At 47.9% G+C, this 24,663-nt stretch carries 18 protein-coding genes and 2 pseudogenes; 13 read left to right on the top strand and 7 right to left on the bottom strand.

Going from position 1 to position 24,663, the window contains the following annotated elements:
- Positions 1-27 precede the first annotated feature (27 nt).
- The 3 genes from hflX to hflC are packed head-to-tail and all read left to right on the top strand — an operon-like array spanning position 28 to position 3,646.
- Positions 28-1,311, top strand: a complete 1,284-nt coding sequence (gene hflX, locus LPW36_RS05135) for a ribosome rescue GTPase HflX (protein ID WP_230608373.1) — start codon at positions 28-30, stop codon at positions 1,309-1,311.
- A gap of 52 nt (positions 1,312-1,363) precedes the next feature.
- Positions 1,364-2,644 carry an FtsH protease activity modulator HflK gene (hflK, locus tag LPW36_RS05130; RefSeq protein ID WP_230608356.1) on the top strand — a complete coding sequence of 427 codons (1,281 nt, stop codon included), beginning with the start codon at positions 1,364-1,366 and terminating at the stop codon, positions 2,642-2,644.
- Between the two features lie 6 nt (positions 2,645-2,650).
- Positions 2,651-3,646, top strand: coding sequence for a protease modulator HflC (gene hflC, locus LPW36_RS05125; RefSeq protein WP_230608355.1), 996 nt, complete (start codon positions 2,651-2,653; stop codon positions 3,644-3,646).
- A 711-nt stretch (positions 3,647-4,357) separates the two neighbouring features.
- On the opposite strand, the gene fruA is transcribed toward hflC, so the two are convergent.
- The 3 genes and pseudogenes from fruA to fruB form a co-directional block, all read right to left on the bottom strand.
- Positions 4,358-6,049 (bottom strand): PTS fructose transporter subunit IIBC, encoded by a 1,692-nt coding sequence (gene fruA / locus LPW36_RS05120; protein WP_230608354.1) that lies wholly within the window; start codon positions 6,047-6,049, stop codon positions 4,358-4,360.
- Between the two features lie 14 nt (positions 6,050-6,063).
- Positions 6,064-7,002: pseudogene (gene fruK, locus LPW36_RS05115) on the bottom strand (1-phosphofructokinase).
- Positions 6,999-8,129, bottom strand: coding sequence for a fused PTS fructose transporter subunit IIA/HPr protein (gene fruB, locus LPW36_RS05110; protein ID WP_230608353.1), 1,131 nt, complete (start codon positions 8,127-8,129; stop codon positions 6,999-7,001). The pseudogene fruK and the gene fruB overlap by 4 nt, the downstream one beginning before the upstream one ends.
- 454 nt (positions 8,130-8,583) lie before the next feature.
- Between fruB and LPW36_RS05105 the strand changes: the two genes are divergently transcribed.
- The 4 genes from LPW36_RS05105 to rlmB all read left to right on the top strand — a co-directional run bounded on the left by LPW36_RS05105 (position 8,584) and on the right by rlmB (position 13,890).
- Positions 8,584-9,882 (top strand): adenylosuccinate synthase, encoded by a 1,299-nt coding sequence (locus tag LPW36_RS05105; RefSeq protein WP_230608352.1) that lies wholly within the window; start codon positions 8,584-8,586, stop codon positions 9,880-9,882.
- Between the two features lie 314 nt (positions 9,883-10,196).
- Entirely contained in the window at positions 10,197-10,646 is a 450-nt protein-coding gene (nsrR, locus tag LPW36_RS05100) for a nitric oxide-sensing transcriptional repressor NsrR (protein ID WP_230608351.1), read from the top strand.
- A 12-nt stretch (positions 10,647-10,658) separates the two neighbouring features.
- Positions 10,659-13,082 (top strand): ribonuclease R, encoded by a 2,424-nt coding sequence (gene rnr, locus LPW36_RS05095; RefSeq protein ID WP_230608350.1) that lies wholly within the window; start codon positions 10,659-10,661, stop codon positions 13,080-13,082.
- A 73-nt stretch (positions 13,083-13,155) separates the two neighbouring features.
- Entirely contained in the window at positions 13,156-13,890 is a 735-nt protein-coding gene (gene rlmB / locus LPW36_RS05090; RefSeq protein ID WP_230608349.1) for a 23S rRNA (guanosine(2251)-2'-O)-methyltransferase RlmB, read from the top strand.
- A gap of 68 nt (positions 13,891-13,958) precedes the next feature.
- On the opposite strand, the gene LPW36_RS05085 is transcribed toward rlmB, so the two are convergent.
- From LPW36_RS05085 to LPW36_RS05075, 3 genes and pseudogenes are all read right to left on the bottom strand, one after another.
- Positions 13,959-14,642 carry a glutathione S-transferase family protein gene (locus tag LPW36_RS05085; RefSeq protein WP_230608348.1) on the bottom strand — a complete coding sequence of 228 codons (684 nt, stop codon included), beginning with the start codon at positions 14,640-14,642 and terminating at the stop codon, positions 13,959-13,961.
- 75 nt (positions 14,643-14,717) lie between these two features.
- Positions 14,718-15,002 (bottom strand): annotated as a pseudogene (locus tag LPW36_RS05080) (AEC family transporter); the annotation flags it as partial.
- A gap of 98 nt (positions 15,003-15,100) precedes the next feature.
- On the bottom strand, positions 15,101-15,760 hold the full coding sequence (locus tag LPW36_RS05075) for a helix-turn-helix transcriptional regulator (RefSeq protein WP_230608347.1): 660 nt from the start codon (positions 15,758-15,760) through the stop codon (positions 15,101-15,103).
- Between the two features lie 123 nt (positions 15,761-15,883).
- Between LPW36_RS05075 and LPW36_RS05070 the strand changes: the two genes are divergently transcribed.
- The 4 genes from LPW36_RS05070 to LPW36_RS05055 all read left to right on the top strand — a co-directional run bounded on the left by LPW36_RS05070 (position 15,884) and on the right by LPW36_RS05055 (position 19,337).
- Positions 15,884-16,372, top strand: coding sequence for a YbaK/EbsC family protein (locus tag LPW36_RS05070; protein WP_230608346.1), 489 nt, complete (start codon positions 15,884-15,886; stop codon positions 16,370-16,372).
- Between the two features lie 89 nt (positions 16,373-16,461).
- Complete coding sequence (locus LPW36_RS05065) at positions 16,462-16,902, top strand: hypothetical protein (RefSeq protein WP_230608345.1); 441 nt, start codon at positions 16,462-16,464, stop codon at positions 16,900-16,902.
- Positions 16,903-16,911: 9 nt separating this feature from the next.
- Positions 16,912-18,630 carry a PA5441 family protein gene (locus LPW36_RS05060; RefSeq protein WP_230608344.1) on the top strand — a complete coding sequence of 573 codons (1,719 nt, stop codon included), beginning with the start codon at positions 16,912-16,914 and terminating at the stop codon, positions 18,628-18,630.
- Positions 18,600-19,337, top strand: a complete 738-nt coding sequence (locus tag LPW36_RS05055; RefSeq protein ID WP_230608343.1) for a DUF3142 domain-containing protein — start codon at positions 18,600-18,602, stop codon at positions 19,335-19,337. The genes LPW36_RS05060 and LPW36_RS05055 overlap by 31 nt, the downstream gene beginning before the upstream one ends.
- Before the next feature lie 58 nt (positions 19,338-19,395).
- Here the strand turns inward: LPW36_RS05055 and LPW36_RS05050 are convergent, their stop codons facing one another.
- Positions 19,396-22,845 carry an autotransporter outer membrane beta-barrel domain-containing protein gene (locus LPW36_RS05050; RefSeq protein ID WP_230608342.1) on the bottom strand — a complete coding sequence of 1,150 codons (3,450 nt, stop codon included), beginning with the start codon at positions 22,843-22,845 and terminating at the stop codon, positions 19,396-19,398.
- Positions 22,846-23,099: 254 nt separating this feature from the next.
- On the opposite strand from LPW36_RS05050, the gene LPW36_RS05045 reads away from it, so the two are divergent.
- Positions 23,100-24,239: a threonine synthase gene (locus LPW36_RS05045; RefSeq protein ID WP_230608341.1), complete on the top strand. Its 1,140-nt coding sequence runs from the start codon at positions 23,100-23,102 to the stop codon at positions 24,237-24,239.
- A 12-nt stretch (positions 24,240-24,251) separates the two neighbouring features.
- Positions 24,252-24,653 carry a RidA family protein gene (locus LPW36_RS05040; RefSeq protein ID WP_230608340.1) on the top strand — a complete coding sequence of 134 codons (402 nt, stop codon included), beginning with the start codon at positions 24,252-24,254 and terminating at the stop codon, positions 24,651-24,653.
- The last annotated feature ends 10 nt before the right edge of the window (positions 24,654-24,663 follow it).

Here is a 24,663-nt window from a genome sequence, read left to right as displayed (position 1 = left end):
GTTATTTCTCTTTGAGGAGTTATGCACTTGTTTGACCGATATGATGCTGGAGAGCAGGCGGTACTGGTGCATGTTTATTTCTCCCAAGAAAAAGATACGGAAGATCTCAGCGAATTTGAATCTCTGGTTTCTTCCGCGGGAGTGGAGGCGTTGCAGGTAGTTACCGGCAGCCGTAAAGCCCCGTATGCCAAATACTTTGTTGGTGAAGGTAAAGCTCAGGAAATTGCTGATGCTGTACAAGCCACAGGGGCTTCGGTAGTGCTGTTTAACCACTCCCTCTCACCCGCTCAGGAACGTAACCTTGAGCGGCTTTGTGAGTGTCGGGTAATTGACCGAACCGGGTTGATTCTTGATATTTTTGCCCAGCGGGCAAGAACTCACGAAGGTAAATTGCAGGTTGAGCTGGCTCAGTTACGCCATTTGGCAACCCGCTTAGTTCGTGGCTGGACTCACCTTGAACGTCAAAAAGGTGGGATAGGTTTACGCGGCCCGGGGGAAACGCAGTTAGAAACTGACCGTCGTTTGCTTCGGGATCGTATACGCCAGATCCTTGCCCGACTTGAAAAAGTTGAAAAGCAGCGTGAGCAAGGAAGACGAGCTCGTATGCGAGCCGATATTCCAACCGTATCGCTGGTGGGCTATACCAACGCAGGGAAATCTACCCTTTTTAATCGTATTACGACTGCCGGTGTTTATGCAGCCGATCAGCTATTTGCGACACTGGATCCAACCTTACGCCGTATTGAGGTGGAGGATGTGGGTGCAACTGTCTTAGCGGATACCGTTGGTTTTATTCGCCATTTGCCCCACGATCTGGTGGCAGCGTTTAAAGCGACTTTGCAGGAAACACGTCAGGCTTCTTTATTGTTGCATGTGATTGATGCAGCAGATAGTCGGGTCGATGAGAATATTGAAGCGGTCAATGAAGTTTTAACTGAAATTGAAGCCCATGAAATACCGGTTCTGCTGGTAATGAATAAGATTGATATGCTGGAGGATTTCGCCCCGCGTATTGATAGAGATGAAAGCAATTTACCCGTCAGAGTCTGGCTTTCAGCCGAGTCTGGTGATGGTATTGAATTATTGTTCCGTGCATTGACGGAACGTCTTTCCGGTGAGATTGCGCAATACGAACTGAAATTGCCTGTAGAACAGGGTCGGTTACGCAGTCGTTTTTATCAACTTCAGGCCATTATTAAAGAGTGGATTGAAGAGGATGGAAGCATCGGTTTGGTTATTAGGATGCCAATCGTTGACTGGCGTCGCCTTTGTAAACAAGAGCAGGCTCTGGAAAACTTTATTGTTGAATGAGACCTGTTAGATTGTGCCCGATAAAACGATCGTAAATGAGTGGAGCAAAAACATGGCGTGGAATCAGCCCGGTAATAATGGCCAGGACCGCGATCCGTGGGGAAGTGGTAACAATAACAACCCCGGGGGGAACAACAGTGGTGGACCGAATAAAGGTCGTGGCCAGCAGTCGCTGAATCTGGACAATATTTTTAGTAAGTTAGGTGGGTTGCTGGGTAAGTCCGGTAGCGGTGGTGGTAACAGCGGCAATTCTGGCGCACCGGTTTTGGGTGGCCGCCTGTTAAGCATTCTTGCTGTGGTTGTGGTTGTTATCTGGGCCGCCAGTGGTTTCTATACCATTAAAGAAGGTGAACTGGGTGTAATCACCCGTTTTGGTCAGGTACAACCCGCTATGGTTGGGCCGGGTCTGAACTGGAAACCAACGTTTATCGACTCAGTAAAACCTGTCAATACTAAAGCGGTTCGTGGGTTAGCAGCATCAGGCATTATGCTGACTTCTGATGAAAACGTGGTACGTGCAGAAATGAACGTACAGTATCAGGTTTCCGATCCTATTAAATATCTGTACCGCGTGACCAATGCTGATGACAGTTTGAGTCAGGCGACCGACAGTGCATTACGCTCTGTTATTGGTAAGTACACCATGGATCGTATCCTGACTCAGGGTCGTACCATTGTTCGTGATGACACCAAACAAGAGCTGGAAAAAACCATTCAGATTTATGATATGGGTCTGAAGGTATTAGACGTCAACTTTCAGGCAGCTCGTCCGCCGGAAGAAGTAAAAGCAGCGTTCGATGATGTGATTAACGCGCGTGAAGATGAACAGCGTTATATCCGTGAAGCGGAGGCCTATGCTAACGCCGCACAGCCAATCGCTAATGGTAAAGCTCAACGTCTGATTGAAGATGCAAAAGCTTATGAGGCTCGTACCGTTCTGGAAGCAGAAGGTGAAGTTTCTCGTTTTGCCAAGTTACTACCTGAATATAAGGCCGCGCCGGATATCACCCGCGAGCGTCTGTATATTGAAACCATGGAAAAAGTGTTGGGTAAAACCAACAAAGTATTGGTGGATGATAAGAGTAATAACCTGATGGTTCTGCCACTGGACCAGTTGATGCGTGGTAAAGGCGGCGGCGCAGTCACTCAGCCTGTAGCTCCACAGGCAAGTACTGAAACGCCAACTGAAGCACCTCAGGCTGCCACGGTGACCAGCAGTAAGCCAGAAACGACTAAGCGTTCAACGGCATCACAGAGCACCAATAAAGTTACGCAAGAGCGTAACGATGCTTACAACGAGCGTCTTAATTCATTTGGCTTAGGAAGAGGATAATCACCGATGCGTAAATTACTTATTCCTATTATCGTTATTGTTGTGGTCGGTATCTTTACTTCTCTGTTTGTGGTGGAAGAAGGAAGCCGTGGTATCGTTCTGCGTTTCGGTAAAGTGTTACGTGATTCTCAGGATAATCCAAAGGTTTACCAGCCGGGGCTGCATTTTAAAATGCCTTTGATTGATTCGGTAAAACTGCTGGATGCGCGTATTCAAACCATGAACAATCAGGCAGACCGCTTTGTAACTAAAGAGACTAAAGACCTGATTGTTGACTCTTATGTTAAGTGGAAAATTATTGATTTCAGCCGCTACTATCTGGCAACTGGTGATGGTAACCGCGCCAACGCAGAGCGTATTCTGAACAGTAAACTAAGTGACCGCTTACGTTCTGAGATTGGTCAACGTGATATTAAAGATCTGGTAACTGACTCCCGTGGTCAATTAATGCAGGACGTTCGTAATGCATTGAACAATGGCTATGAAGATAAGTCAACTGAGGCACCAACTGTTGTAGATAGCACTGCTGCTCCGGCAGATACGCTGCCAGTAGATAATAAGCTGCCTTTAGTTAACGCTAACAGTATGGCTGAACTGGGTATTCAGGTTATCGACGTGCGGATTAAACAAATCAACCTGCCAACGGAAGTATCGGATGCGATTTATCAGCGTATGCGTGCAGAGCGTGAAGCGGTTGCCCGTCGTCACCGTTCACAAGGTCAGGAAGAAGCCGAAAAAATTCGCGCTCTGGCTGACTATCGTGTAACCAAGACTATTGCGGAAGCAGAACGTGAAGCGCGTATGACTCGTGGTTCTGGTGATGCCACCGCGGCAAAACTGTTTGCTGATGCCTTTAGTCAAAATCCTGACTTCTATGCTTTCATTCGTAGTTTACGTGCGTATGAAACCAGCTTTAATAGCGGAAGTGATGTGATGGTACTTCGTCCGGATAGCGAGTTCTTCCGGTATATGAAGTCGCCGTCGGTTGGACTGAAGCAGTAGTAGTTTGTGTTTTTAGTTGAGAAGGGCTCAGGGGAAACCCCGGGCCCTTTTTGGTTTTTTGTGTTTTGTGACAGTTTCGCCGCCTTAAGTGTTGTGTTTATTTCGGCAGTGGAGTTTGCGTCGAGCAGAGGGGCGTTGGGGCGAACGCCCCTCTGCACACCCCGCGCCTGCGCAGCCGACTGTTGACCGCCGCGTTGCGGCGGCAACCTCAGTCAGCAAAAAAATGACGCACCGGCGCAGCGCCGCTCCCGACGTCGCTGCGCCTCGACCCGCATCCTTGCGGGTCGTGCTATTTTTTTGCTTCCTTCGGCAACATTCGGATGCTTTAACTTAAAAGACAAAAGACAAAAGACAAAAGACAAAAGACAAAAGACAAAAGACAAAAGACAAAAGACAAAAGACAAAGGTCTTACTCAATGCTTCTCAGAAAAACAAACCAAAGCACAAGTCGCAACCTCGAATCACCGAGGCCCATATAAGCAGTGACTAATGTACAGACACAGAACCAGTCTGCGAATGCAGCGGCGATTAAAAAGGGCGGGGGTTGTCAGGGGTGTTCGCTCCTCAACACCCCTGACTCGACGCGTGCAGCGGAGCTGAGTCAGGTTCAGAACCTGAGGCGGCGAAATGTACGCTGTACTAAAAACATCTATTGGGGTTTCAGGGGCAATGCCCCTGATCCAACACCAGGCCAGCTCAAAACTAAATCCTCTACGCCGCCTGCATCACCCCTTCCGACACCACGATCTCCGGTCTTTTGATCACCGCATAAGTGACTCCTGTTACCACCGCCCCGGCGATAATTGCTATCAGATAACCTATTACGGGCTCAACCGCTCCGGGAATCAACAGTACAAACAGACCACCATGTGGTGCAGTTAGCTCTGCTCCAAACATCATCGATAATGCGCCGGTCAGGGCTCCTCCTGCCATACAGCAAGGAATTACCCGCATGGGGTCTTTGGCTGCAAAAGGAATTGCCCCTTCAGTAATAAAGCTTAATCCCAGTACCAGAGCGGCTTTACCACCATCCTGCTCGTTTTTAGTAAATTTGCGGGCTGCCAATAGGGTTGCTAACCCCATAGCGAGTGGTGGCACCATACCGGCAGCCATAATCGCCGCCATAGGTGCATAAATTTTGGTGCTTAATAAAGTAACACCAAAAGCATAAGAGGCTTTATTGATTGGACCGCCCATGTCGGTACACATCATGGCCCCCAGAATAGCGCCCAGCATAACCGCATCAGCGGTTCCTAAATCTTTCAACCATTGTGTTAGGGCCGCCAGAACTTTTGCTACCGGCGTACCAACCACATAAATCATGACCAGACCCGTCACCAGACTGGCGACCAGTGGAATAATCAGAATCGGTTTCAGCGCTGACAGGCTCTTGGGTAGATATAGCTTATTGCTGATAAATAGCGCGACATAGCCAGCCAGAAAGCCAGCGATAATGCCACCAAGAAAACCTGCGCCAGTACTGACGGCTAACATCCCCCCAATCAAACCCGGCGTTAGCCCGGGGCGATCGGCAATAGAGAAGGCGATGTAACCGGCTAATATCGGGACCATCAGGGCAAAAGCCGATTTACCACCGATATCCATCAGCGCCGCAGCCAGCGTACCTTGTTGTTCAAAGGCAGTGATGCCAAAAACGAACGAGAGAGCAATACACAACCCCCCGGCTACTACCATTGGCAGCATATAGGAAACGCCCGTCAGCAGGTGGCGATAGGGACCGGTGGACTCTTTTTTATTACCGGTTATATTATTACTTTGCTGTTGTGGCGTGAATATTTGCGCCTGTTGAACCGCTTTATCCAGCTCCTGCGCGGTTTTCTTGAGGGCTAATCCGGTTGATGTGCGATACATGGGTTTACCGGCAAACTTACTTAAGTCCACTTCAATATCAGCCGCAACGATGACCAGATCGGCCTGCGCCACCTCTTCCGGAGTAATGGCATTACCGGCACCTACGGAACCGCGAGTTTCGACTTTTACTTCCCAGCCGCGTTTTTTAGCTTCGGTTTCAATGGCCTCAGCGGCCATAAACGTATGGGCAACGCCGGTAGGGCAGGCGGTGACTGCCACTATTCGTTTAGCCTGGCTTGAGATGTTATTGTTTGTTTGGCTACTATGATAGAAATCCGCGTTGGCTATTGCCTGATAAAGAAACTCCTCAGGATGACTGATAGCGGCCTGAGCGTTTCCCTGCCAGACTTTTTTATTTTCCAGCGAACAGGGCTCAGGAATGGAATCGCCAACAACAATCACCAGTTCGGCTTGATCCAGCGCTTCTGCCTGAGTTAATCCGGCCTTTTCCATACTGGCAGTCAGAGCAAATTTAGCCAGATGGCTGACGGCCTGACCCAATGAATTATCTGAAAGAATTAAGGTTTTCATGATGCATCCTGCCTTTAATTAAAGGGTATCAAATTAACGCGCGACATCATGGCGGCTAATTCAAGGCGGTTTCCGATGCCAACGCTGGTTTGGCTAACCGCCAGAGCTGCAACCGCAGTCGCTAAACGTAAGGTATGTTCACTGGATTCACGCATCAGCAAACCATAAATTAAACCGGCAACCATTGAATCACCGGCGCCAACCGTGCTGACGACTTCGCAGATTGGTGGTTTAGCCAGCTAGGCTCCGGAGTTGTTGACCCATAGCGCACCTTCCGCACCAAGGGAGATCACCACATGAGCAATCCCCTGTGCCCGAAGTTCATGGGCGGCGTTAACGATATCGCTCATCGCGGGTAATGGACGGTTTGCCCACATTTCCAGTTCGCGGCGATTAGGTTTAACCAGCCAAGGTGAGGCTTTAAGGCCAGCAACCAGCGCCTCACGGCTGCTGTCAAAAATAATGCAGGAACAGAGGCTGCGTAATCGCAACATCCACTCGGTAAAGGCATCCGGAGATACGCCCGCAGGCAAGCTTCCGCTGACGGTTATCATGTCAAATTGCCCCAGCCAGGAGAGTGAATCAGTGACGAAGCGATCCCAGTCTTGTGGAGGAACATCGAAACCAGAGAAATTCAGGTCGGTCACTTCACTCGATTTTTCCGTCAGTTTGACGTTGATCCGGGTGCGGCCGGGGACCACCATAAAGCGGTTGGCAATTCCTGATTCACTGAATAATTGCTGGAAACCATCCTGATTGTCTCGCCCGATAAAGCCACCAACGGTGACATCGATACCCAGGTTCTTCAGCACTTTAGCAACGTTCACCCCTTTTCCTGCGGCGTGTAGCCCGGTGGTTTGAATATGATTCACTTCACCAAGTTCTAATTCAGAACAGCTTCCCACTAAGTCGTAGGCCGGGTTGAGGGTAATGGTGGCGACTTTTCTGCTCATACGCCTTCCCCTAAGCCAGCGGAGATCGCATTACCAATAGCGGATAGCGCCATTTGTGCATCTTTACCGGTGGCGGTAAAACGTAAGCGGTGGCCTTTTTGCACCCCAAGAGAAACCAATTTCATCATGCTGCGTCCATTCACTGGTTTACCGCTACCGTTAAGGTTGGTGACGGTGACTTCAGTATTAAATTGTTTGATGGTATTGAGCAGTACCGTACTCGGGCGCGCATGCAATCCATGTTCATTATGGATGACAAATTCAGTGCTGAGTGCCTGCTCATCAGGTATGGTATCGCTGGTTAGCAACGCTAATAGCGTTGCAGTGTCTGCGGTTAACAGGCGTTCTGCCTGTTGTGCAATCAGCAGGCTGCCCAGACGGTTTAGTAGCGGATTGGGTTGTCGGTCGGCAACGGAGATGGTGAGCAATAATCCAACCGGTTCTCCATTAATGTTAAAAATTCGAGCTGGGCGACTGACCGTCGCTGCACTGAGCAAATTGCCTTTAAGGCTGTCGCATAACCAGATGCCTTGTCCTAAATTGACCGGGGGATGGCTAAGAACATCGGCGATAAATTGATGGTTAACGGCATTTATTTGCTGTAACCGCCCGGCATTCAGAGCCTGTAGAGTAACGATATTATCTACATCAAGATCCAGTACGATCATTGAGGCATCAAAGTGAAATTCAGCGGGTTGCTTCTCTCCCATTAACAGGCTGCGAAGTTGTTCTGCTGAATCCGTGTTGGCCAGCTGTTGCGCCAGACTTTCATCACTCAGCACATGAGCTAACTGACGCAACAGGGACAGATGTTCATCCGAACAGGCCGCAATACCAATGACAATATAAGCTATTTGGCCTTCACCCCATTCTATTCCCTGAGGAAACTGAAAAACCTGCACGCCAGTATTTAACACCAGATGACGGGTATCCGTTGTGCCATGGGGAATAGCAATACCATTACCCAGATAGGTCGATGTTTGCTGTTCTCGCTGTAACATGCCGTCAAGATAGCCAGAAGTTACATAGCCTGATTGAATCAGTGCTGATGCAACCTGTTCAATTGCCTGATGTTTATTAGTTGCTGCAGTATTCAAATGGATGTTCTGAATAGTTAATTGATACATATTTCCCTCCTAAATAACTGAATCGTTTCAGCTTTTGACAGAAAAATAAGCACAGATTTACCTTAACTTGTTGGTTTATCTATGCTGAATCGTTTCGTGAAATATGTTCATTGTCTGCAATTTATGCAAGTTTTCTTTATAATCTGATTTCATTTTTTTGACATTACGCACGTTTTTTAACTTATTTCTAACGAAATGGAGGGGGAGAAATGAGGTTTGCTGACATAAAGCATGTCTTATTCATTTTTCTTATTAAAAGGGAGTTCGGATAAAAATCCTTCATGGAAGATGGCCTTCAGGCAATCGATTACTTGCGCCAGAACAAAGAAATGGCGATCTTTTAAGCGACTCAGGTTTTTATCTGGTCCGAGTTCAACCAAGTGTGTTAAAAAATACTGAAAGCAACGAAATGTAATGGTAGAATTCTTTTTTAACTGACTTGGTGAATAGTGAGATGGGCAAAAACGTCGTCGTACTGGGCACTCAATGGGGTGACGAAGGTAAAGGTAAGGTCGTTGACCTGCTGACTGAACGGGCTAAGTATGTTGTACGCTATCAGGGCGGACACAACGCGGGCCATACTCTGGTTATTAACGGTGAAAAAACCGTTCTTCATTTGATTCCTTCCGGTATTCTTCGCGAAAACGTTATCAGCGTAATTGGTAACGGTGTGGTGTTATCTCCAGAAGCTTTAATGAAAGAGATGCGTGAATTAGAAGATCGCGGTATTCCTGTACGTGAGCGTCTGCTCCTGTCAGGTGCCTGTCCGCTGATCCTTCCTTATCACGTGGCTCTTGATGTGGCTCGTGAGAAAGCGCGCGGTTCAAAAGCGATTGGCACCACAGGACGTGGTATTGGACCTGCTTATGAAGATAAAGCTGCTCGTCGTGCGCTGCGCGTCAGCGACTTATTTAATAAAGAGACGTTCGCCGCTAAACTGAAAGAAGTGGTGGAATACCATAACTTCCAGTTAGTGAACTACTACAAAGTTGACGCTGTTGATTATCAAACCGTTCTGAATGATGTCATGGCGATTGCTGATATCTTAACCTCAATGGTGGTTGATGTATCCGATCTGCTGGACAACGCGCGCAAGAAAGGCGAGTTGATGATGTTTGAAGGGGCGCAGGGCACACTGCTGGATATTGACCACGGTTCATTCCCGTATGTGACTTCTTCAAATACTACCGCAGGTGGTGTTGCTACCGGTTCTGGCTTAGGCCCTCGTTATGTCGACTATGTATTAGGTATTGTAAAAGCCTACTCGACTCGCGTTGGTGCTGGTCCATTCCCGACAGAACTGTTTGATGATGTGGGTGAATTCCTTTGTCAGAAAGGTAATGAATTTGGCGCAACTACGGGTCGTCGTCGTCGTACTGGCTGGTTAGACGCTATCGCCGTGCGTCGTGCGGTACTGCTTAACTCTCTTTCCGGTTTCTGTATGACCAAGCTGGACGTGCTGGACGGCCTGAAAGAAGTGAAGATCTGTGTTGGCTATCGTATGCCAGATGGTCGGGTTGTTGAAACTACGCCACTGGATGCTGATGCCTGGGGAGGTATTGAACCAGTCTATGAGAGCATGCCTGGCTGGTCTGAAACGACCTTTGGCGTTAAAGAGTTTGATAAACTGCCTCAGGCCGCGCGTAACTATATTAAGCGCGTAGAGGAGTTAACCGGTGTACCTGTAGATATCGTTTCTACTGGTCCTGACCGTACTGAAACCATGATTCTGCGCGATCCATTCGACGCATAAGTTTCATGATGGATGTACAGGTAAAAACCGGGCTTTCAGCCCGGTTTTTTTATCAGGAAAGTTATCCGCTTTGCCTGCTATCGTTTACTATATGCCTATAATGGTCAGCGACATTGGTATACATAATATGCAAACCGGATGATTTTCAAGCGCATAATCAACATGTTTGCTATTCTAAAAAGAGAAATGTGAGTTCTTTATTCGGCGCAAGGAGAAAAGCGCGCCGAAAATGCGGGTGAATCGTTAAGCTCGCGATATACAGCCGACAGGATGGTAATGGCTGTCTGGAACATAATTATAGTTATGAGGTGTTTGTGCAATTAACCAGTTTTACCGATTATGGTCTGCGGGCCTTAATTTATATGGCGTCGTTACCAGAGGGCGAGTTGACCAATATTACAGAGGTCACCGAAGTCTATGGTGTTTCACGTAACCATATGGTGAAGATTATTAATCAGTTGAGTCGGGTCGGCCTGGTGGATGCCGTGCGCGGAAAAAATGGTGGTATTCGTTTAGGTAAGGCCGCAGAAGATATCCGAATTGGTGATGTGGTTCGAGCCATGGAGCCGTTGGCTCTGGTGAACTGCAGTCCGCAGTTCTGTCATATCACCCCTTCCTGCCGTTTAAAAATAGCACTGGATAATGCGGTAAAGGCATTTTTACACGAACTCGATAACCATACTCTTGCTGATATGGTGGTTGATAACACAGGACTTCAAACATTACTGTTTATGGAGCATCCCGCCATATCGGTCAATAAATAATAAGGATAAATAATGACAAAAGATCCTTTCTTAGCCCGTGAAACTGAAAAGTACGGGGATCCCATTCCCAGCCGCGAATATATTCTCGATTTATTATCAAAGCGCCAGACGCCGGCCAGTCGTGATGAACTGGTTGAAGCACTGGGACTGGAAAGCGAAGAACAACAAGAGGCGCTGCGTCGCCGTTTAAGGGCGATGGAGCGTGATGGCCAACTGGTTTTCACCCGTCGCCAATGTTATGCACTGCCGGAACGCCTGGATATGGTGAAGGGCACGGTAATAGGCCATCGTGATGGCTATGGATTTTTGCGGGTTGAAGGCAGTAAAGATGATTTATACCTTTCACCTGAGCAGATGAAATTGACCATCCACGGGGATGTTATTTTAGCCCAACCGATGGAATTGGATCGTAAAGGCCGCCGCGAAGCGCGCGTTGTGCGAGTTTTAGTACCAAAAACCAGCCATATTGTCGGACGTTATTTCACGGATGCCGGAATTGGCTTTGTGGTACCGGATGACAGTCGTTTGAACTTTGATATTTTGATTCCGCCGGAAAGCATTATGGGTGCCCGTATGGGCTATGTGGTGGTGGTTGAGCTGACTCAGCGCCCGACCCGTCGCACCAAAGCTATCGGTAATATTATTGAAGTGTTGGGCGATAATATGGGCACCTCAATGGCGGTAGATATTGCCCTGCGTACCCATGAAATTCCTTACGTCTGGCCTGAAGCGGTGCTGAGTGAAGTTGAGGGCCTGAAAGAGCAGGTACCGGAGAAAGCCAAAAAAGGACGGGTTGATCTGCGTGATTTACCGCTGGTCACTATTGATGGTGAAGATGCCCGCGATTTTGATGACGCAGTATGCTGCGAGAAGAAAAGTGGCGGAGGCTGGCGCCTGTGGGTTGCCATTGCCGATGTTAGCTACTATGTCCGGCCGGGTACATCTCTGGATGCGGAAGCGCGTAATCGCGGTAACTCCGTCTATTTCCCGTCACAGGTTATTCCCATGCTGCCGGAAGTGTTATCTAACGGTCTCTGTTCGCTAAACCCTCAGGTCGACCGCCTGTGTATGGTGTGCGAAATGACGGTATCCAAAACCGGCAAACTGACGTCATTTGAATTTTATGAAGCGGTGATGAACTCCCATGCTCGTCTGACCTATACCAAGGTAGCGCATATTCTGGAAGGTGATGCCGAGCTTCGCCAGCACTATCAACCGCTGGTTCCTATGCTGGAAGAGCTGCATGCGCTGTATAAAGTGCTGGATAAGTCTCGCGAACAGCGCGGTGGAATTTCGTTTGAAACCGAAGAGCCGAAGTTTATCTTTAATGCTGAACGCCGTATTGAGCGTATTGAACCGCTGGTACGTAATGACGCGCATAAGATCATTGAAGAGTGCATGATTCTGGCGAATATTTCCGCCGCCCGTTTTGTTGAACGAGCAGAGGAGCCTGCGGTATTCCGTATTCACGATCGCCCTAAAGGTGACAATCTGGCTTCATTGCGCAGCGTACTGTCAGAACTGGGGTTAACCTTAGGTGGCGGTCTGGAACCGGCACCAAAAGATTATGCCAAGCTGATGGATGCAGTCGCCGATCGTCCGGACCGCGAAATGTTGCAAACCATGCTGCTGCGCTCAATGAAGCAAGCGGTTTACGATCCGGAGAATCGCGGTCACTTTGGTTTAGCATTAGATGCTTACGCCCACTTTACTTCACCGATTCGTCGTTATCCTGATCTCTCTTTACATCGGGCCATTAAGTTCGTACTGTCCGGTAAGAAAGGCGGTTCCACTTCCAGCGGTGGCTGGCACTATTCTATGGAAGAGATGTTGCAGCTAGGTGAACACTGCTCAATGACGGAACGCCGTGCTGATGAAGCAACCCGCGATGTAGCCGATTGGCTGAAGTGTGATTTTATGCAGGATCACGTGGGTGAAGTATTTAAAGGGACTATCTCCAGCGTCACCGGTTTTGGTTTCTTTGTTCGTCTGGACGATTTGTATATTGATGGTCTGGTGCATGTTTCAACACTGGAAAATGATTACTACCGGTTTGATAATGTTGGCCAGCGCTTAATTGGTGAGTCTTCCGGTCAGGCTTTCCGTCTCGGTGATAAAGTTGAGATTAAAGTTGAAGCGGTTCATCTGGATGAGCGTAAAATCGATTTTTCACTGGTTTCCAGTGAACGCCGTCCGCGCGGTGAAGGTAAAACTGAAAAAGAGCGGGGCAAAAAGGGTGCCCGTTCTAAAGCAGACAGCTTTGTTGCTGACAGTAATGTGCGGGTAAAAGCGCCAGGAAGAAGCAAACCTAAGCAGGAAGAGGCGGGAAGCAAGGCTAAATCTAAAACCAAAGCGAAGGCTAAACCCTCTGCAAAAACTAAAAAAATAACTGCAGCATTAAAGAGTAAACGGGCTAAGAAAGCCGCCGATCTTTAATCTGTCCGGTCATTATCGCAGGGCGGCCAGGGTGTCGCCCTGCTTTTATATTGTATTAAAGAAGAACTGAGACATGAGTGAAATTATTTACGGGATCCACGCTGTTCAATCACTGTTAGAGCGCGATCCTCAGCGTTTTATTGAAGTGTTTATCCTTAAAGGCCGTGAAGATCGTCGTCTACAGCCGCTGATTCAGGAAATTGAACAAAACGGCATTTCGGTTCAGGTGGCTAATCGCCAGTGGCTGGATAATAAGGCTGAAGGCGCGGTGCATCAGGGGATTATTGCCAGAGTGGAAGAAGGTCGTCAGTATCAGGAAAACGATCTGCCGGGCCTGATTGAAGGGCTGGAAAAACCCTTCCTGTTAGTGCTGGATGGTGTAACGGACCCGCATAATCTGGGGGCCTGTTTGCGTAGTGCCGATGCTGCCGGCGTTCATGCGGTCATTGTACCTCGCGATCGTTCAGCCCAGTTGAATGCAACGGCGAAGAAAGTGGCCAGCGGTGCGGCAGAAACCGTTCCTCTGATTCGTGTGACTAATCTGGCCCGAACACTGCGTTATCTGCAAGAGCAGAACGTCTGGATTGTGGGAACGGCGGGAGAAGCTGACCATACGTTATATCAAACTAAATTTACCGGTCCGGTAGCTTTAGTGATGGGGGCAGAAGGGGAAGGCATGCGCCGCCTGACGCGTGAACACTGTGATGAGCTGATTAGTATTCCCATGGTCGGGAGTGTGTCATCGCTAAACGTATCGGTAGCCACCGGTATATGCCTGTTTGAGATTGTGCGCCAGCGCGGAGAGTAAGGCTTAATCACGCGGCAATGCATTTGTGACTACGACCAGCAATTGTGCTGGTCGTACTGTTTTTGTCGCTATTCGGCTCTTAAATCGCTTAATAACATACCAACCGCCAGCGTGTCCTGCTCATGCCCCTCTTCCCTCCATACCTCTTTTAATGCCTCTTCTTCCCACTCCATCATTGACTGAAGGTTTAGCAAGCGCTCTGCATAAGCTTTAGCAACCGAAGAAACCGGTAAATCATAGCTTTGAATTCTGAACGCAACGGGAGCAAAAAAGGCATCTACGGCGGTAAATTTTTTACCCGCCAGAAATGGGCCACCAAACAGATTTAACCCTTGTTCCCACAGCTCACTCAATCGTGCCAGTTCGGTGATTAATGGCTCTGACAACTGATGTGGGCGGACCCGCACTCCAACGCTCATTGGGCAACTGTTGCGTAATACATTGAACCCGGAATGCATTTCTGCGCTGGCGCAGCGGGCCCAGGCGCGCGCTTCCCGGGAGTCCGGCCAGACTTCAGGATAGGATTCCGCCAGATATTCTGTAATGGCCAGCGAATCCCAGATCACCGTTTCATCATCAACCAGACAGGGAACTTTGCCGGATGGTGAGAAGCTGCGAAACTGCTCCCAATTGGAACCCGTGTTGAATGGAACAATATGCTCCTCAAAAGAAATACCTAACTGGCTGAGTAAAACCCAGGGGCGAAGTGACCATGATGAGTAATTTTTATTAGCAATATACAGCTGGTACATGGTGAGCTTCTCCTTATTATCAATGGGTAACTAAATGATTCAGTATGTTATTGTAGACCAAAATTTTTTAGCGGGTTAAACCCGAACGCTAATGAGTGTCAGAATCAGCGGTGTAGTTATTGCTGACAGAATCGTTGATATCACCATACTGGATGCCGCCGGACCAACGATAACGTTAAACTGCCGCGCCATCAGATAAACATTAACGCCAACCGCCATTGACCCCAGTAGAACCACAACCTGTGTCTTCATCGGAGGGAGATTGAGCGCAACGGCTAACAGCCAGACAATAAACGGCTGCACGATAAGTTTCAGAGTACAAATAACTGAGCTAATTTGCCAGCCATCGCGAATACGGTACCGGGTCGGTAGGGTTTAAGGTCAGATTTTAATTTGACTGAGTGTTATGAGAAACGGCGGCCAAAGGCCGCCGTTTGTTTATGTCTGAGCAATATCACTCACTGCCCTTTCAGCGCGTTGTAAATTGAAACTCTGGAGATGCCTAGGGTATCGGCAGCGGCTGCTGCTGCTCCGCGTAGTTGTAACATTCCCTGATCGGATAAGTGGCGGATGAGCTTTTGCCGCTGTTGAGAGGAGAGGGCGCGCGGCTGGGTGTTCAGCGTGGCGGCGTAGCGGTTAATCTCTGCTCTGATGTCGTCCAGCTTCCAGGATCTTAATGATTCATTCAGGGGGGCTTCATGGTTATTCACGGCGGTTAGCTGGTTAAGTACCTGCTGCATAGTATTAAACAGTGAAATATCCAAATTCAGGCACAGGGCGGCGACGTATTCACCCTGACTGTTTCTTAGCCCTATCGAGGTGCTTTTAGCCGGTCTGCCATCGGGAAAATGATTTTCATAGTTTTGTACCACGTCGGGGAATTGACCGTCCTGAATTCTTGCCAGCCCCATCTCTGTTGCAGGGTCGCCAATTTGTCTTCCCGAAAGCGAGTTTTCCAGAGCGATAATGGCATGTTCCGGATGTGTTAAATCGTGTAATACCACCTCACAGCTGGGAGCAAACATTTTGCCCAGCGCCTCCGCTATTTTTTTCGCCTCACGCAGCAATAGTTGGTTTTCATTTTTAATGGATAAAGAGGATTGTTTATTTGATGGCATCAGTCAGGTGTCCGGTTTTACTTTCTGTTGACTCTTATACAATATGATAAGAAGTTTATAGCATATCTGACGGAGGAACGAGTATGCTTTCCGACATCTTGCAGCTTACACAGGGGAAATATTGTGTCATCAGCTATCTTTAACCAGCTTATTACCTTATTGGATGGTGGGCAGGCGCGCTATCGGGTTATTGAACATGCCCGCGCGGGTCGTTCTGAAGAGGCGGTCAAAGCCAGAGGAACGCAGATTGAGCAGGGTGCCAAGGCGCTGGTTTGTCATGTAAAAGGCAACGGTATTAAGCAACATGTTCTGGCAGTACTTCCCGCCCATCGTAAGGCCAACTTGCTGATGCTGGCTCAGAAACTGGGTGGAACGCGGGCATCGCTGGCCAGCCCACAAGAGGTCATGATGCTGACTCAGTGTGTATTTGGTGCGATACCGCCTTTTAGCTTTCACCCTGACCTTAAGCTGGTGGTTGATCCTTTGTTATTTCAACAATTGGATGAGATGGTATTTAATGCCGGATCGTTAGAAAAATCGCTGCTGCTTAATGTGGAAGATTACCAACGTATTGTTAAACCTGAGCAAGTCGAATTTTCAGAATTAGCCTGATATTGGGCCATCAATCATATGGTGATAACCCATAAATATTATGATAAAAAGCGGCAAATGAATTCAATTATGACAGGGAGTTTATGCGAGTGAAAAAGCTTTTTTTAGCGGCATGCCTTACCGGATTATTGTGTCAACCGGCACAGGCTTCTTTTGATGGTGATGGTTGTGATTTTTGGCTTGCACCTTGCTCTCTTCCTTTGGTTAGCTATCCGTTTTTGTGGATAAATAACGATACCCGTGCCAATTTATTGCTGCTGGAATCGGACAAGCATCAGTTTGCTTCCCTGTATGCGCCTGTTGCGACCGAACCGGGCCGCAGCCGTGAATTACCTTTTAGCATTCTTCGTATCGCTCCCCCTTCCGGTGTTAATGAATATGGTTTTGCTATCACCCGCGTTGATATACCCGCACTGAAAAAGCTGGCGGACCAGCTAGGTGTTGATATCAGCGCTCTGGATCTGTCAGATAAGATGCTGCTGGGTGGTCGTGGGCGAATGGTTTCTAACACTCCGACAGCGTTAGGGTAGTTTTTCCAGTTGCTGATTGATGATAAAGATCTTACGCCGGAGCAGCGTAAAGATTTAGCCCATCAGCGTATGAATATTTTGGTTGACCCTGCACTGGCAGATGTTTCAACCGTTGCTTTTGCTGAAAAATCCCACGCCGCCGATCTGCATAATTACTTACTCAGCGCCGCTTATTTTTACAATGGGAACTTTAGCGAGGCCACGATGGGCTTTCAGAACCTGCTGAAGGCCAGCCAACCTTGGGTGGCGGAAACGGCCACTTATATGCTGTTTCGCGTTGCGTTAAATCAGGCCGTTGAACATGCATTAGATGAGTATGGCATGTTTGACGTTACCAAAAGCGATAAAACCCTGACCGCATTGGCAGGCCAAAAGGCGAAGGAGTACCTTGCCGCTTATCCTGATGGACAATATGCATCATCAACCCAGGACCTGTATCGTCGTATTTACTGGTTTGCTTCTGACTGGGATGCTCTGGCTAAAAGCTCCGAGCAGGCGCTGAGGCGGGTGGCCAATATGGAGGCGCTACAGTCTTTGGTGAATGAAGTGGATACCAAACTACTGAGCAGTGCGGCATGGGAATCCGTGGATAATCAGTTTGTTTCAGCACCGGATACGCCAATGTTAACTCTGACTCAAATGCTGCGCCGTTTGCGGGAAGGGTATCAGTCCCGCCCTAAGGCCATTTTGGTAACCGAAGCTGAAATTGACGGCTATAAGCCCATGTTTGAAAAGGCTGGCATGACCTCAGCCTGGAACTATTTACATAATGCATGGCTGTTCTATCTGCCAAAAGAGTACGCCAAAGTAGAGTCTGCTATTCCTGCGGCAACCACACAAGCGTTGACGGATACCATTGATTTCAGTCTTCAGGTTCTTTTAGGGCAGGCATTACAGGCCCAGAAAAAATGGCCTCAGGCCGAAGCGCACTGGCGTCATTTATTAACCTTAAAAACCACTGCAATTCAGCAACAGTTTCTACAGTTGATGCTGACTAATTCACTGGCCTATCAGGGCAAACCTGAGCAGGTGTTTGCTGCTAATAGTCCGGTGACTTCACTTCGTTTCCGCTCCTTAGTGTTAAAGGATATCGCTGATGCCGCATTGCTACGTCAGCAGGTAACGACCGGTGTAAGTAATGAAGAGCGTGTTATTGCGCTGCATACGCTGCTTACCCGCGATTTAATTACCGGAAACTATCCGGATTACCTGAAAGATCGTGCTACGGGTAAAGAGGCGGTATCGCTGAAGTTTGATAAAGAGAAGCTGGGTGATGTAAATATCACCGTATTTGACTGGGATGGCAGCAATACCGAGAAAGGGTATCACTGCGCATCGCTGGATAAGACGGCTGAAGTACTGGCACAGCAGCCTAAAGATGGACATGCCCTTAACTGTATAGGGGAATTTTTCCGCCTGACGGAAACCCGGGTTGATACCGGTATGGAATATGGTTTGCAATGGGAATTAAACGATGCACCAGCTATGTTTAAAGGCAAAGTGCAGAGCCGTTTGACTCGTTATCAACAAGTGATGGCTAACCCTAATGCCGAGCCGGAAGATAAAAGCTATGCCCTGTATCGCGCGATAATGTGTTACGCCCCTTCAGGTTATAACAGCTGTGATAGACAGGAAATAGATAGCAACGTGCGTAAATCCTGGTTCCAGCAGTTAAAACGTGATTACAAAGGATCGGTGTGGGCAGAGAAACTGCGTTACTACTGGTGATTAAACGTGTTTTACTGGCACTAAGCCTGTTATTGAGCCCGGTGGTTTGCCCGGCTCAAAGCGGGGTTGATGCCAGCCAGTATCAAATGTTTTGGCTGTGGGCTGGGGTTCGTCCTCAGCCCGTGCTGCACCAGATGTCGGCGCTTTATCTCTATCAGGGGGAAATCGTTCGCCAACAGGGAAAAGCCCGGCTGTGGAGTAAAGGTATTCCGGTCAGTCGGCTGAAAGCACCTAAACTTTGGTTATCAATCCGGGTTACTACACTGGATATCCCGGAGCCAATGTTGGATGGCATACTGGTGCTGCGGGAAAAATGGATTGCCGCGGGCAATCAGCGCGTTGGTATCCAAATTGATTTTGATGCAGCCAGTTACCAGCTTGATAAGTACGCAGAATTCTTAAGCCGATTACGGAACAAACTGCCAAAAGGTTGCCCCTTAAGCGTTACTGGACTGTTGGACTGGGCAAAAACCGGGAATGTGAACCAGCTTAATCAACTGCCGGTAGATGAACTGGTGGTGCAAACCTATCAGGGGCGTAAGACAGTAACCAACTACGATGCCTATTTGCCCGCATTGCTTGGTTTAACTATTCCTTTTCGCATTGGTCTGGTTCAGTACGGGGAGTGGGATAAGCAGTGGCAGCAGCGACTCTCTCAGTCGCCTTATTATGGTGGTGAAGTGGTTTTTTTGTTGAATTCAGGCTGATTGCCCGGTTATTGATATGCCCTGTTTAAAAAAACAGGGCATATGTTTAAATCATGGCTTAAAAACGCCAGTTTACCGAAGCATTCCCTGACACAGAGTTATAACCAGAGCGGAACAGATCGCTGGATACACCAACGCTAACCGTCACGTCTTTATTAATCTGATAGCTCAAATTGCCCTGTACGCCAGCAGAATCACGGCCGGTGATCCGGTTTTTGCTACTAAATGAAACGTTATCATAGCCGCTGAAACTGGCGTTTTGTACCAAATCAGTATCCAGATATTCATGATTCCAGGTCAGTTGCAGGTTGGCTTTGATTCCCTTACCTGTTGCCTTCGACAGATCCAACGTGCTGCCAATACCGATACTGGAGCGCAGAGAATTATAGGTTTTAGCATCCAGTTTCAAACAGGCGCTGCCGCAGCCATTTTCACTAATGTCCGGGTGCGATAACACCGTATAGTTCAGTGCGGCAACCGGTCCGGCACTCAGTTCAGGGGTTAGGGCCCAGTTGTAGCCGCCGCCAGCCATCAGGGAGCCGCTCAGGCCTGTCCAGTCTGACTGATTATTGGTACGGTAGTTACCAATTCTGACGCTGTGATCCATGGAACCATCTTCAATACCAATACGTCCATTACCAAACAGATACAGACCTGCCATTGGGTCCTGGGCATATCGGGTATGCAAACCTAAATTAAACGCGGTAGTTTTTCCGGTACCGTTTTCTGGTGATTTAACTTTAACCGTTTGACCGCTGACCGCACCGTGGAAACCTAATGTCCAGTTAGGATCTGCTTCATTTGGCTTTTCGGCACCAAAGATAATGCCATAGCTGGAGGCGTTATATCCTACGCTGTTCCCCTGACGGTCCTGCCAGAAGCCTCCGCCAAACGGAATCGCAAACGCACGTGGACCGGCTTCAGATGAATCAGCGGTTGGGGTATTTTGGGCACTGATAATATCTGCAATCTGCTGCTCACGGTTTAATGAGCTGGCAAACATGGCGCTGTAATTAGCCGGAGAAAGCTGGTTTAGCGCATTGGCAATGGTGGCGCTATTGGTAAAGTCCAGAGCGCTAAACAGCGATTGCAAATCAGATTGTGCATTGATTACGATCTGGTCTAACGCACGACCCACTCGCCGGGCGTTGTCATCTAAAGCATATTGGCTATAGGCGTTGTTATCCCGCAGCATGGATAACTGATACAGGCCATTACTCTGAGGAGTAATCTGTAATTTCAGGGTTGATGATTCTAACTGGCTGTTGGCCTCGCTAAATTCTCCAACGGTTGAACCAAAGCTCAACATATTGTGGGTATTCTGTGTCCAGCCACTTGGGTACCAGCCAGCCTGAGGTACAAAGGTTAACTGACCATTTAAATCAGCCGTACCGCTAACGGTAAAGATATCGCTGGAACCATCGCTGGCAATTTCCAGCAATAGTTGCCCATTCTGGCCCTGTTGGTAATTGCCCTGAATATCGATTCTGCCCATTGAGTTACCCGGAGCGACAACGCCGTGGTTGCTGAATAATCCATCGTTGTTGAGGGTATACTTGCTGTTCCCACCCAGTATGGCACCCGGTTCCACATTAACGCTATAAACCTGATGAGTACCATTGAGGGATGTTTTGCCCCCCAACAGATTCAGTGCCAGATTATTGATACCGCTAATATTGTTGTCATAACGCAAATTAAAGTTGGCATCTGCTTCATCGGTTGAACGGCCACTATCATCAGCTAATTTACCAAAGGTCAGTTGGGTCAGACGCTGTTGTCCACTGTCGTCTTTTTGGTTGTAATCAGAATAGATACCCCCTTCCAGACGAGCGCCACTTAATATATTAATATTGTTAACCAGTGCATTGGGTGAAATATAAATGGCGGCGTCTTTTCCTGCCAGACGACCACTGATATCAACGTTATCTACCAGTGCACCATCCAATTCCGGTAGTAAATCAGCGGCTTCAGAATTGACATAGTGAATAAAAGATCCGCGGTATTCGGTAGTATTACCCAACAGGTTATTACCAAAATCAAAGAGGGCAGCGATCCCCATATCTCCATTAGCCTGAATATCACCCCGATGAATAAAGTTGTGCTCTTTACCATAGGTGAACATAACACCGCGACCATTGAGCCCATCGGCATAAACGCGAGTTTCAGGTTCGATTATCAGGGTATTGTTTTCGCCATCAACGCGGATACCGGCTGAACCCGCACCAGAAGTCAGAATGTCAGCGGCCTGATGCAGTTGGTTATTACTGCCATAAATATGCAGCCCTAATCCAAGAGTAGAAGTATTGTATTGATCCGGAACGTAAGTTTGTCCATCCGCATCCCATAGTGAGTATCCGTGCTGATTGATAATGGTTTGGTTATCGCCATAAACGGAGAAACCAAAGAAATTACGACGCTCAATCTGGTATCCCATATCCTGTAATACAGCCAGTTCAGCCTCCATAAAGGTGGTGTAATTGCGGTAATTTTGATGGCTCATCAGACTGTTTTTTAGTTCGATATGACTCATGTAATCAGTATCAATCTTGCCATCGTTCCCCAGCATTTTTACCGGTACACCCGGCATAGCGCCGGCCAGTACTTCACTGACATATTGGCCGGTAAAGTAGCCTTTATCCTGGCGTACATCGAAAGCATCATCAGAATACGGGTTTTCGCAGGCTGAACACAGAATGGCCTGGTTAGGTTGCATTGGACGACCATTATCATCACGTAGATGGGTAACCCAGCTACCATAGGTAGATGAAGAGTAAGGCTTGCTATCTTCAGTACCGGAATCAGGAGCTATGGGCGTATTTGCCGTGTCTGAATTTGGTGTAGAAGGCGTATCAGATGCTGGTGTGTCGGTATCGGTGGCTGGCGTATCTGCGGTAGTTTCTCCGTCCTCTTCGCTTTCGTCGTCCTGTTCTTCGTCAAACTGGTTAGTTTGCCCGCTGATGTTGCTATTAATACCCAGACTATGGGCTAACTCATGGAGTGCAATACTAAAAGTATCCGCCTGAGTAGTGGAGCGGGGTAATAACGAAGGAACATAGTCAAGCGTATCGTAATCCATCTTTCCCAGAACCATTTGCGCGTGAGAGCCTAATGGTGATGTACCGGGATCCTGACCAAGCAATGCGGCCTGCAATGCGGTGAGGCTGTACTGATCTTCATAAACAAATTCACTACCGGCAGCGGCATTTTCTTCATTAATTGTGGTGATGTCGATCAATACAGGTAGCTGCCCCGGACGAGGGTTAATCACTTCGGCCCAGTAATTGATACCGTAGAGAACTTTTGTTTTTAGTTGATCGTTCAGGGTCCAGGTCGAGGCGGGAATAGGTTCAGCATCCGGATGTACTTCAGGCGCTTCATCTTGATCAAAAAATGTAACTTGAAATACCGATGTACCTTTTAGATTAGAAACCAAATAGTTATCGGTAGCCTCAGCCGAGGGCCCAAGCAGTAATATAGGCAGTGATAGGGGAATTATCAGCTTTTTCATATACATTCCTTTGCATTTATTGGTAAACAATATGAATAGTTATTCAGTGAAACTAAGTGTACTTAATAGACCTGAAAAAAATTTAAAGTTCAAAAAAAAGTTTATGAATGTAATTATTTTTTACAAAATAGTTTCAAATGTGTTTCATTTAAGGGTTTTTCTTAACTATTTGTATAGTTTTTTATTGTTTGTATATTGAAGTGACGGTATAACAGAGTATTCTTTAAGCTAATTTGCCTGATTCCCGGAGAGTGATGATGAAAAAAGTGATACCTGAATATATTGATCGACGTAACGGACTGAATTATCAAATTGATGAACTGCGCTGGTGTTCAGATAAAAGGGCATCATTGATGATTACCGCGTTACCTGGAATTACCCGCGATGAAATTGACAGCCATCATCGTTCACTCTGGCGCTATCAGGCGGCATTACCCGTTGCTATCAAACATCCTGTCTCTTTGGGAGAAGGCTGCACACCACTGGTTGGTAAACGCTGGAATAATGCTGATATCCTGTTCAAATTAGAGTGGTTTAATCCAACCAGCAGTTTTAAAGATCGCGGTGCGGCGGTGATGGTCTCTTTTCTGGCTCAGTTGGGTGTGAAAGAACTGATTGAAGACAGTTCTGGTAATGGCGGTGCGGCAATTGCCGCCTCATGCGCCGCCGCAGGTATAAAAGCACGCATACTGGCTCCGGAATCAACCTCACCGGCCAAGTTATTACAAAGTCGGGCTTTTGGCGCAGCGGTTCAGCTAGTTCCCGGCTCCCGTCAGGATACGGAAAATGAAGCGCTGCGACAGTCAGAGTCAACGTTTTACGCCAGTCATAACTGGCATCCTTTCTTTTTGCAGGGAACCAAATCACTGGCCTATGAATTATGGGAAGATTTAGGTTTTAAAGCCCCTGACAACATTATTATTCCTACCGGTGCCGGTAGTAACGTTTTAGGCTGTGATATTGGCTTCAGTGAACTGTTAGCCGCCGGTCAAATTAAAAAATTACCTAAACTACTGATTGCGCAACCGGCAAACTGTGCGCCGATAGATGCTACCTTTCAGGCTGGGGCTACAGAGTTAGTGCCAACAAAATATGCAGCAACCATTGCCGAAGGTACTGCTATTCGCAGTCCGGTGCGCCTGACCGAGCTGTTAGAGGCGATTCGCCGTTCTGGCGGTAATACCGCTGCGATAACAGAACAACAAATAGCTCAGGCGGTGATAAAGCTCACATCAATGGGACTGTATGCCGAACCAACCAGCGCGACGGCCGCTGCGGCTATTGATGAGTTTATGTGTCGTGGTGTTATCAAGCCAGGTGAAACGACAGTAGTGATTTTGACCGGTTCGGGCCTGAAGGCTTCCGGCGGTATGAGTGATATTTTTGCCGGGTAAGGGGAAAAGCATATGAATCTCGCTGATACAGAAAACCGTATTGCGCATGTTAACAGCCCGGAATTATCGAAACCCGGTGGACACTACTCTCATGCCTGTATCTGTAATGGCATGGTTTATCTTTCAGGGCAATTGCCGGTGGATGCACAGGGGCAGGCGCTGGCAAATCGGCCCTTTGAACAACAGGTCAGGCAGGTGCTGTTCAATATTGAGGCCAGCCTCAATGCATCCGGCAGTAGTAAAAGTAAGTTGGTTCAGGTGCGTATTTTTATTGTCGATATGGAAATGTGGCCGGAGTTTAACCGCATCTATGCTGAGTGGATTGGTGGCCACCGCCCCGCCAGAATTGTTGCGGGTGTCTCCTGTTTGCATTTTGGTTCGGCCCTTGAAATTGAAGCCATTGCACAGGCTTAAACCAGTTTAA

It is taken from the genome of Limnobaculum eriocheiris, assembly GCF_021010575.1.
GTDB lineage: Bacteria > Pseudomonadota > Gammaproteobacteria > Enterobacterales > Enterobacteriaceae > Limnobaculum > Limnobaculum eriocheiris.
Note: the sequence above shows the minus strand (reverse complement) of the source record. Positions and strands in the feature narration are given on the sequence as shown.

What these genes read in the sequence shown, in the direction of transcription:
- hflK (WP_230608356.1), top strand. Translation starts at nt 1,364, where the DNA reads ATGGCGTGGAATCAGCCCGGTAATAATGGCCAGGACCGCGATCCGTGG.
- hflC (WP_230608355.1), top strand. Translation starts at nt 2,651, where the DNA reads ATGCGTAAATTACTTATTCCTATTATCGTTATTGTTGTGGTCGGTATC.
- fruA (WP_230608354.1), bottom strand. Translation starts at nt 6,049, where the DNA reads ATGAAAACCTTAATTCTTTCAGATAATTCATTGGGTCAGGCCGTCAGC.
- fruB (WP_230608353.1), bottom strand. Translation starts at nt 8,129, where the DNA reads ATGTATCAATTAACTATTCAGAACATCCATTTGAATACTGCAGCAACT.
- LPW36_RS05105 (WP_230608352.1), top strand. Translation starts at nt 8,584, where the DNA reads ATGGGCAAAAACGTCGTCGTACTGGGCACTCAATGGGGTGACGAAGGT.
- rnr (WP_230608350.1), top strand. Translation starts at nt 10,659, where the DNA reads ATGACAAAAGATCCTTTCTTAGCCCGTGAAACTGAAAAGTACGGGGAT.
- rlmB (WP_230608349.1), top strand. Translation starts at nt 13,156, where the DNA reads ATGAGTGAAATTATTTACGGGATCCACGCTGTTCAATCACTGTTAGAG.
- LPW36_RS05085 (WP_230608348.1), bottom strand. Translation starts at nt 14,642, where the DNA reads ATGTACCAGCTGTATATTGCTAATAAAAATTACTCATCATGGTCACTT.
- LPW36_RS05075 (WP_230608347.1), bottom strand. Translation starts at nt 15,760, where the DNA reads ATGCCATCAAATAAACAATCCTCTTTATCCATTAAAAATGAAAACCAA.
- LPW36_RS05050 (WP_230608342.1), bottom strand. Translation starts at nt 22,845, where the DNA reads ATGAAAAAGCTGATAATTCCCCTATCACTGCCTATATTACTGCTTGGG.
- LPW36_RS05045 (WP_230608341.1), top strand. Translation starts at nt 23,100, where the DNA reads ATGATGAAAAAAGTGATACCTGAATATATTGATCGACGTAACGGACTG.
- LPW36_RS05040 (WP_230608340.1), top strand. Translation starts at nt 24,252, where the DNA reads ATGAATCTCGCTGATACAGAAAACCGTATTGCGCATGTTAACAGCCCG.